The sequence below is a fragment of the Promicromonospora noduliphila genome (genome assembly GCF_056951025.1).
Map to the genome: position 1 here is coordinate 1,481,730 of NZ_CM167806.1, position 15,340 is coordinate 1,497,069.

Annotated in this window: 17 protein-coding genes; 11 read left to right on the forward strand and 6 right to left on the reverse strand. The window is 72.9% G+C overall.

Annotated features, from left to right (window positions below; translation table 11 throughout):
• The first annotated feature begins 420 nt into the window (after nt 1–420).
• On the forward strand, nt 421–846 hold the full coding sequence (locus tag AC0QU1_RS06410) for a hypothetical protein (RefSeq protein WP_483575260.1): 426 nt from the start codon (nt 421–423) through the stop codon (nt 844–846).
• 252 nt (nt 847–1,098) lie between these two features.
• Here AC0QU1_RS06410 and AC0QU1_RS06415 read toward each other — a convergent pair whose 3' ends face one another.
• Nucleotides 1,099–2,766 carry a vWA domain-containing protein gene (locus AC0QU1_RS06415; RefSeq protein WP_483575261.1) on the reverse strand — a complete coding sequence of 556 codons (1,668 nt, stop codon included), beginning with the start codon at nt 2,764–2,766 and terminating at the stop codon, nt 1,099–1,101.
• Nucleotides 2,767–3,010: 244 nt separating this feature from the next.
• Between AC0QU1_RS06415 and exaC the strand changes: the two genes are divergently transcribed.
• Nucleotides 3,011–4,534 (forward strand): acetaldehyde dehydrogenase ExaC, encoded by a 1,524-nt coding sequence (gene exaC / locus AC0QU1_RS06420; protein WP_483575262.1) that lies wholly within the window; start codon nt 3,011–3,013, stop codon nt 4,532–4,534.
• Between the two features lie 16 nt (nt 4,535–4,550).
• Nucleotides 4,551–5,021 carry a DUF779 domain-containing protein gene (locus AC0QU1_RS06425; protein WP_483575264.1) on the forward strand — a complete coding sequence of 157 codons (471 nt, stop codon included), beginning with the start codon at nt 4,551–4,553 and terminating at the stop codon, nt 5,019–5,021.
• A 57-nt stretch (nt 5,022–5,078) separates the two neighbouring features.
• Here the strand turns inward: AC0QU1_RS06425 and AC0QU1_RS06430 are convergent, their stop codons facing one another.
• Nucleotides 5,079–5,492 carry a hypothetical protein gene (locus AC0QU1_RS06430; protein WP_483575266.1) on the reverse strand — a complete coding sequence of 138 codons (414 nt, stop codon included), beginning with the start codon at nt 5,490–5,492 and terminating at the stop codon, nt 5,079–5,081.
• 125 nt (nt 5,493–5,617) lie between these two features.
• Between AC0QU1_RS06430 and AC0QU1_RS06435 the strand changes: the two genes are divergently transcribed.
• From AC0QU1_RS06435 to AC0QU1_RS06445, 3 genes are all read left to right on the forward strand, one after another.
• A complete protein-coding gene (locus AC0QU1_RS06435) occupies nt 5,618–6,400 on the forward strand; it encodes a MerR family transcriptional regulator (protein WP_483575268.1) in 783 nt (260 codons plus the stop codon).
• Nucleotides 6,401–6,623: 223 nt separating this feature from the next.
• Complete coding sequence (locus tag AC0QU1_RS06440) at nt 6,624–7,433, forward strand: PfkB family carbohydrate kinase (protein ID WP_483575270.1); 810 nt, start codon at nt 6,624–6,626, stop codon at nt 7,431–7,433.
• On the forward strand, nt 7,424–8,062 hold the full coding sequence (locus AC0QU1_RS06445; protein WP_483575271.1) for a nucleoside/nucleotide kinase family protein: 639 nt from the start codon (nt 7,424–7,426) through the stop codon (nt 8,060–8,062). The genes AC0QU1_RS06440 and AC0QU1_RS06445 overlap by 10 nt, the downstream gene beginning before the upstream one ends.
• Nucleotides 8,063–8,152: 90 nt before the next feature.
• On the opposite strand, the gene AC0QU1_RS06450 is transcribed toward AC0QU1_RS06445, so the two are convergent.
• Together AC0QU1_RS06450 and AC0QU1_RS06455 are read right to left on the reverse strand one after the other, a co-directional pair.
• Complete coding sequence (locus AC0QU1_RS06450; protein ID WP_483575273.1) at nt 8,153–8,836, reverse strand: Rv3235 family protein; 684 nt, start codon at nt 8,834–8,836, stop codon at nt 8,153–8,155.
• A 106-nt stretch (nt 8,837–8,942) separates the two neighbouring features.
• Nucleotides 8,943–9,701, reverse strand: coding sequence for a LysM peptidoglycan-binding domain-containing protein (locus AC0QU1_RS06455; RefSeq protein ID WP_483575274.1), 759 nt, complete (start codon nt 9,699–9,701; stop codon nt 8,943–8,945).
• A gap of 300 nt (nt 9,702–10,001) precedes the next feature.
• On the opposite strand from AC0QU1_RS06455, the gene AC0QU1_RS06460 reads away from it, so the two are divergent.
• Nucleotides 10,002–10,556: a hypothetical protein gene (locus AC0QU1_RS06460; protein WP_483575275.1), complete on the forward strand. Its 555-nt coding sequence runs from the start codon at nt 10,002–10,004 to the stop codon at nt 10,554–10,556.
• 85 nt (nt 10,557–10,641) lie between these two features.
• Here AC0QU1_RS06460 and AC0QU1_RS06465 read toward each other — a convergent pair whose 3' ends face one another.
• Nucleotides 10,642–10,860: a helix-turn-helix transcriptional regulator gene (locus AC0QU1_RS06465; protein WP_189669588.1), complete on the reverse strand. Its 219-nt coding sequence runs from the start codon at nt 10,858–10,860 to the stop codon at nt 10,642–10,644.
• Between the two features lie 195 nt (nt 10,861–11,055).
• On the opposite strand from AC0QU1_RS06465, the gene AC0QU1_RS06470 reads away from it, so the two are divergent.
• The 3 genes from AC0QU1_RS06470 (at nt 11,056) to hisN (ending at nt 13,927) form a co-directional block, all read left to right on the forward strand.
• The gene (locus AC0QU1_RS06470; protein WP_483575277.1) at nt 11,056–11,745 is read left to right on the forward strand and encodes a CpaB family protein; all 690 of its coding nucleotides are present in this window, start codon (nt 11,056–11,058) and stop codon (nt 11,743–11,745) included.
• Nucleotides 11,742–13,031 carry a CpaE/TadZ family protein gene (locus tag AC0QU1_RS06475; RefSeq protein WP_483575278.1) on the forward strand — a complete coding sequence of 430 codons (1,290 nt, stop codon included), beginning with the start codon at nt 11,742–11,744 and terminating at the stop codon, nt 13,029–13,031. Before AC0QU1_RS06470 ends, AC0QU1_RS06475 begins: the two co-directional genes overlap by 4 nt.
• A gap of 95 nt (nt 13,032–13,126) precedes the next feature.
• Entirely contained in the window at nt 13,127–13,927 is an 801-nt protein-coding gene (gene hisN / locus AC0QU1_RS06480) for a histidinol-phosphatase (protein WP_483575280.1), read from the forward strand.
• A gap of 43 nt (nt 13,928–13,970) precedes the next feature.
• On the opposite strand, the gene AC0QU1_RS06485 is transcribed toward hisN, so the two are convergent.
• On the reverse strand, nt 13,971–14,534 hold the full coding sequence (locus tag AC0QU1_RS06485) for a DUF6912 family protein (protein WP_483575281.1): 564 nt from the start codon (nt 14,532–14,534) through the stop codon (nt 13,971–13,973).
• A 125-nt stretch (nt 14,535–14,659) separates the two neighbouring features.
• Here AC0QU1_RS06485 and AC0QU1_RS06490 point away from each other — a divergent pair, with 125 nt between their 5' ends.
• Nucleotides 14,660–15,289 carry a DUF6928 family protein gene (locus AC0QU1_RS06490; RefSeq protein ID WP_483575283.1) on the forward strand — a complete coding sequence of 210 codons (630 nt, stop codon included), beginning with the start codon at nt 14,660–14,662 and terminating at the stop codon, nt 15,287–15,289.
• The last annotated feature ends 51 nt before the right edge of the window (nt 15,290–15,340 follow it).

The following is a 15,340-nucleotide window of genomic DNA, read 5'->3' on the forward strand; positions in this document are numbered from 1 at the left end:
AAGGCCATCAACAGGTTGTCCACCGCGATCGCCAAGTTATCCACCGTGCCGGGCGTGGTTTTCCACAGATCACGGATGTATCACGGTCTCGCCGCGCGGGATATTGAAAGTAGTTCTAGCGTCATTCGCAAGCGGTTGTTGATGGGCCACGAGCCCGACAGATTGTTTTCATGGGAACTCTCTTTGGGGGAAGAGTTGAACACCGTCGCATTAGCACCGTCGAGACCCGCCACGCCTGAATCAGACGAATCGCCAGGGGACAGTCCGGGCTCACTGCCCGCACCGGAACCTGCACAGCTCCCCGCGCTCGACGCGGTCGAGCCCCCACCCCTCGACGTCGCGGGGGCCCGCGGGCGGCGGGCCTGGACCTTCGGGGCCGCGATCGTCACCGGCATCGCCGTCGCCGTGACCCTCTGGGTCGTGTCGGCCCGCGCAGACGAGACCAGCCACCTCATGGCCCTGACCGCCCGGATCGACAGCCAGGTCAGCAGCACCTCGGCCCGCTCGCACGACCTCGCGGCGGTGATGGACGTGGCCGAGCGGGTCTACGAGCACTCGGACGGTCAGGTCGCCGACCCCGCCACGCGGGACGTCCTCGCCCAGGCGCTCGCCGAGGCCCGCCAGGCCGTGGCCCAGCGGGTGACAGACGCCCCGCCGACATCGGTGACGCAGGCCCGTACCCTGCTCGCCCAGGCCACGCACATGGAGAGCTCGCTCGACTGGGCCACGGAGGACCTGCGGGTCGCCGTCGACATGGTCCAGCAGTCGCAGGGCGCGCAGCGGGCCCTGGACTCCAGGGACCCGGTCGGCAGCCGGACGATGCTCACGTCGCACGACGGGTCCTGACGGCTCCCGACCCAGCGCTGTTCGGTCCGCTTCGAGAATGGTCTCGGGTGCCGAAATGGGCCCTGATCGGCACCCGACGACATTCTCGAAACGGACAGCGGCCGGAGAAGTCCGCGATCCTGCAAAGCTCACGGTCGGCTGAAAATTCCACGACAAATCATGGTCAGGGAAACGGCCTCCGGCGCATTCTTCATGCCTTTCGATGCGCCAGGTGGAATTCGCGGACGCGAAGAAGTCCGGGCGGGTCCCCGGTCAAGCCACCGCGCCGAAGGCGTCCACCAGGTCGACGAACTCCGCCCGTAGCCCGTACGGGTCGTCGCCCAGGGCGCCGGCGGCCCGCTCCCGGACCGCGCCGAGGTCAGCCTCGCCCCGGTACCTCGAGTCCGTGGCGATGAGTCCCAGCTCGGCCACCGCAGAGGCGAACGCGAAGTCGGCCGACGGCGTGGACGTGAACGCGTCGGCGCCCACGGGGAACTCGACCTCGGTGCTGGACGCCGGCTCGGCGCCGTCCGGGTCCTTGTACCGCACGTGCACGGTCATGAAGTCGTCGCTCGTGCCGACCTCCCGGTCGGAGTACTTCAGGTCGTCGTCACCGGTGCCGTTCTCGGTGTGCGCGGCGGGGACCAGCTCGTAGAACGCGGTCACGGAGTGGCCGGCCCCGACGTCGCCGGCGTCCTTGGTGTCGTCGTCGAACTCCTCGTCCTCCAGCCGCCGGTTGTCGTAGCCGATCAGCCGGTAGGAGGCGACGGTGGCCGGGTTCAGCTCCACCTGCAGCTTCAGGTCCTTCGCCACCACGAACATGGTCGAGCCGAACTCGTCCACCAGCACCTTGCGTGCCTCGTCGAGGGTGTCGATGTAGGCGTAGTTGCCGTTCCCGTGGTCGGCGATGGCCTCCATCGTGTTGTCCTTCAGGTTGTCCATGCCGAAGCCCAGCACCGACACGTAGACGCCGGACTCCCGCTCGGCCTCGATCAGCTCGGTGAGCTCCTCGGGCGTGGACGGACCCACGTTGAAGTCGCCGTCGGTCGCCAGGACCACCCGGTTGTTGCCGCCCTCGACGAAGTTCTTCTCGGCCAGCTCGTACGCGGTCCGCAGGCCGTCGGCGCCGCCCGTGGACCCGCCCGCCTGCAGCGACCGCAGATGGTCCACCAGCACACCGTGCTCCGAGCCGGGCACCGAGTCCGCCACCACCTGGTTGTCGCCCGCGTACGTCACTATCGACACCCGGTCGTCCTCGTCGAGCTGCTCGACCAGCAGCGCGAACGACTCTGCCAGCAGCGGCAGCTTGTTCGGCTCGTCCATCGACCCGGACACGTCCAGCAGGAAGACGATGTTGTTGCCCTCCGACGTCGGTAGCGCCTCCGTCGCCTGCACGCCGACCATCGCGAGCTGGTGCTCCGGGTTCCACGGGGCACTCGCCACCTCGGTCGTCACCGAGAACGGATGCTCGGCCCCGGCGGCGGGCGCCGGGTAGTCGTAGTCGAAGTAGTTGACCAGCTCCTCGATGCGCACCCCCTCCGGCGCGACACCCTGGTTCACCTGGCGGCGCAGGTTCGAGTAGGACGCCGTGTCGACGTCGGCCGAGAAGGTGGACAGCGGGCTCGTGGAGACGTCCTGGAACGGCGTCTCGGGGGAGTCGTCGTACTCCTCCCGCTCGGTGATCCCCGGGTCGATCGGGCCGGGACCCGGCAGCGGCGGCGCGATCGCCTCGTCGGCCAGCGCCTCGGCCGAGTCGCGCGCCTGGCCGGACTCGGGGACCGGGGCCGGCAGGCCGACGGGGTCGCCCGCTGTCGGCGACGTCTCGCCGGAGGCGGTGCAGCCCGCGAGCGCCAGCACCACGGCAAGGGCCGCCGACAGCGGCACCATGAGCGGCACGGTCAGCGGCCGGGCGTGGGTTGGGTGGGGTGTCGGGGTGGTCATGGAGGCCTCTCCTCGTGGTCGGCTCGTCGGGTTGGTCTCGCTGGTCCGGCGATCTGTCCTCTGCAGGCCTTTTGTCCCGACGCCGGCGGGGCTTGCCGCGACGAGGGTCACGGTCGGGTTGCAACCCGGATGCAACGGCCGCCTGCCTAGCCTCGCGAGAACCCGGGTGCGCCGTTGCACCCGGGCGAGGCTCCGCCGTCGGGCAGCGGACGGCGGGCACGCGAACCCTGCGAGGAGGCAGACCATGACCGTGTACGCAGCCCCGGGCACCGAGGGGGCCATCGCCACCTACCGGCCCCGGTACGACCACTGGATCGGGGGCGAGTACGTGGCCCCGGCGAACGGGCAGTACTTCGAGAACCCCAGCCCTGTGAACGGGCGCACCTTCACCGAGGTGGCGCGCGGCGACGCCGACGACATCGACCGGGCCCTGGACGCCGCGCACGGCGCCGCACCCGCCTGGGGGCGCACGTCGGTCACCGAGCGCGCGATCATCCTGAACAAGATCGCCGACCGCATGGAGGAGCACCTGGAGGAGCTGGCCGTCGCCGAGGCCTGGGAGAACGGCAAGCCCGTCCGCGAGACGCTGGCCGCCGACCTGCCGCTGGCGATCGACCACTTCCGGTACTTCGCGGGGGCGATCCGGGCGCAGGAGGGGTCGATCAGCGAGATCGACGGCGACACCATCGCCTACCACTTCCACGAGCCGCTGGGTGTGGTCGGGCAGATCATCCCCTGGAACTTCCCGATCCTCATGGCGGTGTGGAAGCTGGCGCCGGCGCTCGCGGCGGGCAACGCCGTGGTGCTCAAGCCGGCCGAGCAGACGCCGGCGTCGATCCTGTACCTGATGGAGCTCATCGCGGACCTGCTGCCGCCGGGCGTCGTGAACGTGGTCAACGGGTTCGGCGCGGAGGCGGGCAAGCCGCTCGCGAGCTCGCCCCGGATCCGCAAGATCGCGTTCACGGGCGAGACCACCACGGGCCGCCTGATCATGCAGTACGCGTCGCAGAACATCATTCCCGTGACGCTCGAGCTGGGCGGCAAGTCGCCGAACATCTTCTTCAGCGACGTCGCCGCGGCGAACGACGAGTTCTACGACAAGGCTCTGGAGGGCTTCACGATGTTCGCCCTCAACCAGGGCGAGGTGTGCACGTGCCCGTCGCGGGCGCTCATCCAGAGCGACATCTACTCCGGCTTCCTGGCCGACGCCGTGGCGCGCACCGAGGCGGTCAAGCAGGGCAACCCGCTGGACACCGACACGATGATCGGGGCGCAGGCGAGCAACGACCAGCTTGAGAAGATCCTCAGCTACTTCGACATCGGCAGGGCCGAGGGCGCCAAGGTGCTCACGGGCGGGCACCGGGCCGAGCTGGAGGGCGACCTCGCGGGCGGGTACTACGTGACGCCCACGATCTTCGAGGGCAAGAACGAGATGCGGATCTTCCAGGAGGAGATCTTCGGGCCCGTGGTGGCGGTCACGGAGTTCGCCGACTTCGACGACGCTATCAAGATCGCCAACGACACCCTGTACGGGCTGGGCGCGGGCGTGTGGACGCGGTCGGGCGCGGACGCCTACCGGGCCGGGCGCGCGATCGAGGCGGGCCGCGTGTGGACGAACAACTACCACGCGTACCCGGCCGCGGCGGCGTTCGGTGGCTACAAGGGCTCGGGCGTGGGACGCGAGAACCACAAGATGATGCTCGACCACTACCAGCAGACCAAGAACCTGCTGGTGAGCTACGCGCCCCAGAAGCTGGGCTTCTTCTAGGACCACGGAGGTATCCATGTCCGACGACGGGCGGGCGGGCGGCACACCGCCCGCACGGGTCGCCGTGACCGACGCCGCGGCCGCGCTGCTCACGCGGCTGCGGGACAAGCACGGTGACCTGATGTTCCACCAGTCCGGCGGCTGCTGCGACGGGTCGTCGCCGATGTGCTATCCCGACGGCGACTTCCTCACCGGGGATGCCGACGTGCACCTCGGGGATCTGGCCATCGGGTCCGGTGCTGCCGGTCCTGCCGGCGCTGCCGGTGCGGCCGGTGGCGGGGCCGGCGCCACGGGCGACGGCGAGCCGTTCACGGTCCCGGTCTGGATGAGCCGGAACCAGTTCGAGTACTGGAAGCACACCCACCTCACGATCGACGTCGTGCCCGGCCGCGGCGCCGGGTTCAGCGTCGAGGCGCCGGAGGGCGTGCGGTTCCTCATCCGCTCGCGCCTGTTCACCGACGACGAGTGGGAGCTGCTCAGGGACTGAACCGGACGTCCGGCGCGGGTCTCGGCCCATCGGCACCTGTCGGGGCCCGCGCCGGGCTCAGTCGTCCGGCAGCGGGACGACGCCGTCCGCCGTCGCGAGGAAGAAGCCGGCGACCGAGAGGCCGCGCTCGGCGGCGGCCGCGCCGAGGGCTACCCGCCAGGCGTGGTCGTCGAACGACGGTTCCGCCGGGCCGGGCCGTTCGAGCATGAGCAGCACCGACGCGTCGGGCTCGTCGTGCAGGATCTCGTGCCAGGCCTGGCCCAGGTTGTCCACCATGAGCGCGTCGGGCTCGTCCGGCACATGGTCGACCGGGACGATCACCGGGAGCGGACGGCGCCCGCCGTCCAGCATGACGAACCACAGCGTGCGGCGGCGCGGCGTGACGCCGTCGTGCAGGAACCGCGCGAAGGCGAGCAGGGCGGCGTCGTCCGCCAGTGGATGGTCAGGCGTCATCTCGCTTGTTGAGGTCATGGGACCATTGTCGGCCTTCCATGTCTTTGGGATCTGTTATCCACAGAAGGTGCGCGTAGGCGCTCGGAAACTGCTTCGGTTATCCGGTTGAAGTTGACGCAGCGTCAACCTCTACCGTGGTCGGCATGCAATGGTCCATCCAGGAGATCGCGCGGCTGACCGGCGTCACGAGCCGCACCCTGCGCCACTACGACGCCGTCGGGCTGCTGCCCGCCGCCCGGACGACGGCGAGCGGCCCGCGCCGCTACGACCGCACCGCACTGGTGCGGCTGCAGCGGATCCTGCTGCTGCGCGACCTCGGGCTCGGCCTCGGCGACATCGCCGAGGTGCTCGACACCGACCAGAGCGAGGCGGACGCGCTGCGCACCCACCTCGTCTCGCTGCGGGCAGAGCGGGACCGGCTGGCGCGGCAGATCGCGTCGGTCGAACGGACCGTCGCAGCCCTGGAGAACGACCCCGAAGCGAAGGAGAACATCATGGCCAAGGACATGCTCGACGGATTCGACCACACCCAGTACGAGCAGGAGGTGACCGAGCGCTGGGGCCGCGACGCGTACGAGCAGGGCGACGCGTGGTGGCGCGGCCTCGGCGCCGAGGGCCAGCGGCAGTGGACGGAGCGGGCCGAGGCCCTGGGCAAGGCCTGGATCGACGCGGCGGAGGCCGGGCTGGACCCGGCGTCCTCCGATGCGCAGGCCGTCGCCGCCCGGCATGCCGAGTGGCTCGGCTCCATCCCCGGCACGCCCGGCCACCAGCAGCGCCGCCCCGAGCGCGGATACCTGCTGGGCCTTGCCGACATGTACGTGGCCGACGACCGGTTCGCCGCGAACTACGGCGGTACGGAGGGGGCCAGGTTCGTGCGGGACGTGCTGCGGATCTACGTGGAGCGGACCTACCCCGACGGCGAGTGACGAGCTCGCGGGGCGGTGGTCGTGACCAGCCGGGCCTCGGGCTCGGGCACTCGTGCTCGGGCCCGAGGCCCCCGTCGTTTCGGGTGGTAGTCCTGTTTGCACGGTATGCCCGGTCTGTGACACTCGGTTTCACAGGTAGCCTCTGCACATGCTCGACGCTCCAGCCGATGCCCCTCAAAAAATGCCCGTGACCTGCTGGTTTGCTGGTCTGACGACACTCGACGTGATTCACCGCAGCAGTGTTCGGCCGGGTCCCAACCAGAAGGTCACGGCCGTCCGCCAGGACGTGTCCGCGGGCGGTCCGGCGGCCAACGCGGCCGTCACCGCCGCCACGCTCGGGGCGCGGGCGCTGCTGATCAGCGCGGTCGGCTCGGGTCCTGTGGGCTCGGCCGCGCGGGGTGACCTGGAGCTGCACGGCGTCGAGATCCACGACACGGCGGAGGGCCGGGAGATCCCCCTCGCGGTGTCGGCGGTCATGGTCGACGACGAGACCGGCGACCGGTCGGTCGTCTCGCCCGACGCCACCCTCGCCGACGGCCTCGACGTCACGCCGGCGGCCCTCGACGCGCTGCCCCGCCCCGACGTCGTCCTGCTCGACGGCCACCACCCCGACCTGGCCCGGAGCGTGCTCGCGTACGCGAAGTCCCTCGAACCCCGCCCCCTGATCGTGCTCGACGCCGGCCGGTGGCGCCCCGTCTTCGCCGACCTCATCGGCTCCGCGGACGTCACGGCCAGGTCCGCGGACTTCCACGCCCCCGCCGATGCCCCGCACTCCCGCGCCGTCGTCGCCACGCACGGCCCGGGGCCCGTCACCTGGCGGGACAAGGACGGGCGGCGCGGGTCCACCGACGTCCCGACGGTCGACGTCCGCGACACCCTCGGCGCCGGGGACGCCTTCCACGGCGCGCTGTCCGTGGCCCTCGCCCGGGGCGCCGACCTGGAGACCGCGGTCGTCGAGGCGATCCGGGTGGCGTCCATCCGGGTGCAGTACATCGGCCCCCGCTCCTGGCTGGAGCACCTGCGGTGCGCCTGACGACCGGCGAGCTCGTCGAGCGCGCGGCCGGGCTCGCGGTCGAGGCCACCCGCGCGAGCGGCGCCCGTGTCCTCGGGATCACGGGCCCGCCCGGCGCCGGAAAGTCGACCCTCGCCGCCGCCCTCGTCGCCGGGCTCGCGCCCGGCACGGCGGTGGTAGTCGGCATGGACGGCTTCCACCTGTCCAACCGGGTCCTGGAGGCCCGCGGCAGCCGCGGCCGCAAGGGCGCCATCGATACGTTCGACGACGCCGGGTACGCCGCCCTGATCGACCGGATCGCGGACCGCCGTCCCGGCAGCCCACCCGTCTACGCGCCCGAGTTCCGCCGCGAGATCGAGGAGCCGATAGCCGCCGGCGTCGTCGTCGCGGACGAACCCCTTGTGGTCACCGAGGGCAACTACCTGCTGGCCCCCAGCGGTGCCTGGCCGGCCGCCCGCGCCCGGATGGCCGAGGTCTGGTACCTCGACCTGCCCGACGCCGAGCGCCTGCGGCGCCTCGTGGCGCGCCACCACGCCTTCGGAAAGCCCTTGCCCGACGCCGAGGCGTGGGCGCGCGGTACCGACCAGCGCAACGCGGACCTCATCGCGACCACCCGGGACGAGGCGGACCTGATCGTGGAGTGGGTGTAGCTGAGGCCGAGCGGGTGCCGGCTGAGCCCGCGGTCCCGCTTCGGGCGCGTGCCCAGTTCCTCGGCCCGCACGCTGCGCCGCACCTCCGCCTCAGCCGATCTCCAGGACCGCGACGCGCCAGACTCCCCGCCGGGCCTCCAGCCGCACGGCCGCCGCCCGCACCCGCCCCTCGTCGTGCAGGATCACCGTCGCCTCGGCCGACGTCGCGCCCAGCCGGACCATTCGCACCCGCCGGACCACGGCGGCGTGCGCCTTGGGCCGGGGCGGACGCACCTGCCGGGCCTCCCGCATGAGCCGCCCCCGCTCCAGGAGCTGGTCGTAGACCTGCGGGGTGACCCAGCGCGCGAGCTGCGCCGCCGGGCGCTCGCCGCGCAGCACCTCCACCGCGGCGCGCACCACGCGGCACACCTGTGCGGTGGGGTCGGGCAGCGTGGGATCCGGTTCGGGTACGGGTCGGCCGGTCATGGCTTCGAGGGCGGCCGCCGCGTTCTGCAGCTCGGGGTACGGGGTGCCGCCGATCCGCATGCGGCGGAGCCGCTGACCGATCCCGGGTCCGGTGACCGGGCCCGTCGGCGGCGTGACGGGCCGGCGGGTGGGCGCGGTTGTGGTGATGCGTTGCGATGTGGCCGTGTCCGCGCGCCGGGGCGTGGTCGTGCTGGTCGGTCCGGGCATGGCGGCCGTGCCCGCGCGCTGCGGTGCCGTCGTTCCGGTGGGCGGGGATGCCGTGCGGGTGTGCTCCGGCGCGGCACCTGGCGGGCTGTCGAGTGTGGTCATGCAGTTCTCCTGGGGACGGCGTGCGGGAGGGGAGCGGCTCTCCTGGGACGGGCGCGGGAGGGGAGCGGCTCTCCTGGGACGGGCGCGGGAGGGGAGCGTCGGGCGGTCAGGGCTGGCGCAGCACCGTGCCCGGGTGGATCAGGTCGGGGTCCGCGCCCAGCACCTGGCGGTTGGCGTGGTGCCACCGCTCGACGGCGTCGGCGATCTCCGTGTCGGACGGCGCGCGGCGGCCCGCGTCGGCGTCGCGGCCGCCCGGGGCATCGGTGAGCTGGTCAGCCGCGATCGCCCAGAGGGTGTCGCCCGGCTCGACCACGACGAGCGGCTCGCGGTCCTCCCCGGTACGCCGGTTGACCAGCGACGACCGCTCGGGGACCGGATCGTCCGCGGCCCCGCGGCTCGTCGGCCGCCAGCCGAGGTCGAGCACCACGGCGGGACCGTCGTCCGCACCCGCGGCGGCGGGGGCGTGGGGCAGGGTCATCGCGGCGGGACCGCCGTCCGCCACCGTGGCGACCTGGGCGGGCGGCACGTGCGGCAGGGCCATCGCGGTGGGGGCCGTGAGGGCGAGCCCGAGACCGGCGCCGGCGGCCGCGCGGGCGAGGCGGCGCACCACGGTCGGCGCGTGCCGTGCCACGGCCCGTTCGCCGGCCGACCAGCGCCGTCCGCGCCGGTCGGCGAGGACGCACACCAGGGCGACCAGCGTGTGCAGCCCCACCCAGCCCGCCACCGCCGTGCCGACGGCGACCGCCGCGAGCTCCACGATGCCCTCGACCGGGAAGAGGGCGGCGCCGAGGCCCGAGCCCACCTGCCAGGTGCGCGCGCCGAGCGCGCCGGCCGCCGCGGTGAGCGCGATCCAGAGGGCGAGCAACCCGAGGAGCCCACGCCAGGCGCTCTCCGGAGGCGTGCTCTCCGGAGGTGCCGCGCTCTGCGTGCTCGCCCGCGGGCGGGCACCGTCCGTCCGACGGCCGTCGAGGTGATCTGCTGGCGATGTGTGACTGACGGTGTTGGTCGGCATGCTTCCCCCTACGACGACGATGTTCCGGACGCTAGACGAGCCACGGGCGATTTTGATGGCTTTTGATGTCGTCCAGTGATCGATATTCAACATCGATGCCGTGAGGGTGTCTACCGGTGGCCGGGATGCCTGTGGATAGCGCAAGGTAGCCGCATGACAGCCGTGCAACCGACTGGTCCTACGCGCTGGGAGGCGCTCTTCGGCGACCTCGAGGCGCAGGCTCGCGCGCAGTCAGCCGCTGAGGCGGACGCGCTCGTGTCCGAGCTGACGCGCGCCGAGCACGCCACGATGACGCTCGCGGACCGGCTCCGCGCCGTCGTCGGTGCGGCGGTCACGCTCGAGCTGCTCGACGGCGCGCCGTTGCGCGGCGTCGTGCGGGAGGCGGCGGACGAGTGGGTGCTGCTGCAGGGAGTGCGGCCCGAACCGGTGAACCAGCACCTCGTGCCGCTGGTCGCGATAGCGGGTGCGCACGGCCTGGCCCGTCAGGCGGCGTCGGCGAGCTCGCGGCGGGACGCGCTCGGGCTGGGGCCGGTGCTGCGGACCCTGCAGCGCGACCGGGCGCGGGTCACGGTGCGCACGCTGAGTGGCGTGGTGGCCGGCCGGATCGGGCGGGTCGGCCGCGACCACCTGGACATCGATGTATTCGATGATCGCGGAACTCGGCTGGTTCCGTTCACGGCCTTGCTGGTCGTGAGCGAGGCGTCCTGAAGCCGTCGAGAAAGCGGTAAATCAAGGGCGGGACCGGTGCCACTCCGGAGGGGTGCGCCGGTCCCGTCAGTGCGTGACGAGGGCTTTAGCCGTCCGCGGCCGCGGAGCCCTTGAGGCGCTCACGGCTCTTTGCATACATGCGCTCGATGTATGCCTCGAGCTCCGCCGCTTCGACGCGCCAGACCTTCTTGGGACCCACCTGGATGGCGGGAAGGTCGCCGGTCCGAACGAGTGCGTAGCCCTGAGCCATCGAGATGTTCAGGGTCTCGACTACATCGGCCAGAGAGAGAAAGCGCTTTTCCATGGGAACAGTGTGGCACGAGACACCGACATGAGGGGGTTATCCACAAGAAGTGTTTATCTGATGCCGGATCAGCGACGTTCGATCACTATGGTTCCGGCGCTCTGCCCAGGCTGTGCGCCATTCTGTGTGGGTTCGCCCTTCAACTTGTACGCGAAGGTCTACCCAAAGTCCACCAAAGTACGCGGAAGGACCGAGATGACGTATGCCCCGACCGCTCCAGCGGTCCCCGTCGGGGGTCAGGGCCTTCCCGAACCTGCCGCGAGCCGCCTGCGCCGGCCGGGCTGGCGGGACCCGCGGCTGCTGACCGGCGTCGTCCTCGTCGCGCTGTCGGTCGCATTCGGCTCGTGGGTCGTCTCGGCGGCGAGCCGCACCGTCCCGGTCTTCGTGGCGGACGGCGCCCTGACCCCCGGCGAGCCGCTCACCGCCGACGTGCTCCGGGCCGTCGACGTCCGGCTCGGTGCCGGGACGGGCGGCTACCTCCCGGCCGACGAGCCGCTGCCGGCGGACCTGGTGGCGCTCCGTGTGGTGGACGACGGCGAGCTCGTCCCGCTGAGCGCCCTCGGCGCGGACGCCGACGTCCGCTCGGTGGCCGTGCCCGTCGTCTCCGGGCTCTCGGACCGGATCCGCGCGGGCGCCGTGGTGGACCTGTGGTTCGTGCCGGAGGCGCCCGTCACGCCCGAGCAGGCCGCCGACCGGCCCGAGCCGAGGACGCTCGCGCAGGACGTCGTGGTCGAGCAGGTGGACGCCGAGGACGGCGCCATCGTCGTCGACGGCACCGTCACGCTGCACGTGCTCGTCCCGGCCGACGCGCTGCCGACCGTCCTGGCCGCGCTCGCCGACGCCGGAACGGTCGCCGTCGTCCCCGTCGCGGGCGGCGTCGGATGAGCGAGGAGCGGGCGGTCACCGTCCTGGTCGCCGTGCACACGCCCGAGGAGGAGGCGGCGGCCGTCACGGTGCTCGGCGCGCAGCCGCAGGTCACGGTGGCCCGGCGGTGCGCGGAGCTCGCCGAGCTGCTCGCGGCGGCCGAGGCAGGGGCCGGTACGGCCGCCGTCGTCTCGGGCGACCTGCCCGGCCTGGACCGCGACGCGGTGGCGCGGCTGCGTGGTGCGGGCCTGCGGGTGGTCGCGATCGAGGACCCTGCCACGCCGGCGGACCGGCTCGCCGGCCTGGGCTGCGACGCCGTCGTGGCGGGCGGCGACGCGGAGAACCTGGTCGCGGCGGTCCGCGGCGACGCGCCAGAGATCGCCGGGCCGGTGGTTCCCGCCGCGGAGGTGGGCCCCGGGACCCGGCCCGGGGCGGTCGTCGCCGTCTGGGGTCCCGCTGGTTCGCCCGGCCGGACCACCACGGCCATCGAGCTCGCCGCCGCCCTCGCGGGGGTGGGCGCCGCCGCGCCGCGGCGCTCCGGCCTGCTGCGGAGGTCGCGCCCCGCGGTGCCGTCCCACGGGCTGGGCACGGTGGTCCTGGCCGACGCCGACACGTACGCCTCGTCCGTGACGTCCCGGCTCGGGCTGCTCGACGACGCGCCCGGCCTGGCCGCCGCCGCTCGCTCCGCCGCGCAGGGCGTGCTCGACGTCGTGACGCTCGCCGGGCACAGCCCCGTCGTGCTGCCGGGCGTGCGCGTGCTGACGGGCATCACCCGCGCGTCGCGCTGGCCGGAGCTGCCGGCCAGCTCGCTCGACGTGGTGTTCCAGCGGTGCCGCGAGCTCGCGTCGTGGACCGTCGTCGACTGCGGCCCGGTCCTGGAGGCCGACGAGCTGCTGATGTACGACACGCGTGCGCCGCAGCGCAACGGCGCGACCCTGAGCGCGCTGCAGGCCGCTGACGTCGTCGTGGTGGTCGGCGGGGCCGACCCCGTGGGCCTGCAGCGGCTCGTGCGGGGCCTGGAGGACCTGCGGGACGCGGCGGTCCCCGTACCCGCCGCGCGCCTCGTCGTGGTGAACCGGGTGCGCGACTCCGCCGTCGGACGGCGGGCCGACGCCCAGGTGCGCGACGCGCTCGCGCGGTACGCGGGAGTCGACGACGTGCACCTCGTGCCCGACGATCCCGCCGGGCTCGACGCCGCCCTGCTGGCCGGGCGGGTGCTCGCTGAGTGCGCGCCCGGGTCCCCGGCGCGGACCGCGTTCGCCGGGCTCGCCGACCGGGTCCGCGAACTGGTCCCCGCGGCGGTCTGAACCCGTCCGGGCGGGGCTGATCAGCGACCTCCTGCGTAACAATCCGCCCGACCGGCGCGGCTTGGCGGCACGAATGTGACCTCCGGCGCTAGGTTGTGCCCGTGGCCGCCGTGACGAAGGACAACTACGCCGACGACCTGCGTCTGGCGCACGTGATCGCCGACCAGGTCGATTCCATCACCATGTCCCGCTACCGGGCGCGGGACCTCAAGGTCGAGACCAAGCCGGACCAGACGCCCGTGTCCGACGCCGACCGCGCGGCCGAGGACTTCATCCGCGGCCAGCTCGCCCGCGCCCGCACGCGCGACGCGATCGTCGGGGAGGAGTACGGCTCCGCCGGCAACGGCGCCCGGCGCTGGATCATCGACCCGATCGACGGCACCAAGAACTTCGTGCGCGGGGTCCCCGTGTGGGCAACGCTGATCGCCCTGGCCGACGGCGAGGAGGTGGTCATGGGCCTGGTCAGCGCGCCCGCGCTCGGGCGGCGCTGGTGGGCGGCCAAGGGCGCCGGCGCGTGGACGGGCAAGTCGCTGGCGGCGGCGACCCGGATGTCCGTGTCTGGCGTGTCCCGCATCGCCGACGCATCGTTCAGCTACGCGTCCATCGGCGGCTGGGAGGAGCGCGGCTCCCTCGACGGGTTCCTCGACCTGACCCGCGCGTGCGCGCGCACCCGCGGGTACGGCGACTTCTGGTCGTACATGCTGGTAGCCGACGGCGGCGTCGACATCGCCGCCGAGCCCGAGCTCGAGGTGTACGACATGGCGGCGCTCGTGCCGATCGTCACAGAGGCCGGCGGCAGGTTCACCGCGCTCGACGGCACCGCCGGCCCGTGGGGTGGCAACGCGATAGCGACGAACGGGAAGCTGCACGAGGAGGCGCTCGGCTTCCTGGCCTGACGGCGCTGGCCCTGGTGCCCGGTCGGGGCGCCGCGCTGGGGCCTCAGGCGCGCGGCACGTCCCTGAGCTCGCTCCAGTCGTACCAGAGCAGGTCCCGGTCGGTGACCCGCTGCAGCGCCTCGTCGAGCGCGGTCTCCGACTCCTCGCCGACCTCCGTCGTCGCCTCGGCGTCGCTCTCCTCGTCCGCGGCGGCCAGCACGTCGGCGATGTCAGCGGCCGCCTCCACCTCGTCGACGTGCACGCAGACGATCGCGACGTCCTCGACGGTGCCCGTCACCTGGACCTCTGAGGCGACGGGCTCGTCGTCGGCGCCGGCCGACCCCACGTTCTCCGAGACCGGGCTGACGGCGCCGTCCGGGACCTCCACCGTGATGACCACGCGCTGGTGCGGGGCGTCCGGCCGGCCGGCGATGAGAGCGAGGGAGTCGTCGGCGGCGTTGAGCGCCGCGATGTACTCCAGGCCCTCGGCGTCCTCGTCGGGCAGGGTGGCCTGAAGCTCCGTGGTGACGGCGTGCGCGCGCCGCGGGGCGACGGTCCAGCGGGCGGCGTCGGTGGTGTGGCTGACGGCGTCGAGCTCGTCGAGCGTGGCGGGCACGTAGATGCGCATGTGCTCAGTCTGCCGTCTGTCCAGCCCCCGTGAGTGGAGTGGCGGTGTCAGCGGTTGCCCGTACTCTCGTGTGCGGCGTCGGGGCGGGACGCCGTGGGCAGGGGCAGCCGAGGGCGGGAGACGAGATGGGCGCGAAGACCGCGATGCTGGTGTACGCCGACGGGGACGTGGCGGCAGGGCTGGAGGGAGCCGCGGCGTTCGCCGACGAGGCGAGTGCGGCCGAGCTGCTGGGCCTGCTCTGGCCACCGGCGCGGATCCGCCCGGACGGCGAGGAGCCGTGGGACCTCGGCGACGCGGTGTTCCCGCCGGAGGGCCGGGCGTGCGCGCTGTCGACGCCGGAGGTGGACGTCCTGTGCGACCAGGCGCTCATGCTCGACCTCCCCTCGCAGCTCCCCGCGCACCTGGTCGACGCGAGCATGGGCCGCACCCTCTACCTGCACGCCATGCACAGCGTGGTCGACTGGTTCGCCTTCGCGGTCTGGCGGGACGGCGCGCTGGTGCGCTCGCTGAGCCTGTCGCCGGACGACGGCGTCCTGGAGGACACGGGCGAGCGGCTCGCCTTCGAGAAGCCGTTCTGGGCCGGGGAGCACACGGCCCTCGGCGACTACCCGCTCCCGTTCCATCCGCTGGAGCTGGGGGAGCACGCCCTGCGCGAGTTCTTCGGCTTCACCATCGAGGGGGCCGATGGCGGCGGCCCGTCCGCCGGCCGGCTCGACCCCTGGGCGGTGGAGCTGTTCGGTTTCCAGGTCGTGTAGCCGTCCCGCTCCGCTCGACAGATCCACGAAAGGCTCGTACATTTGTTCGAG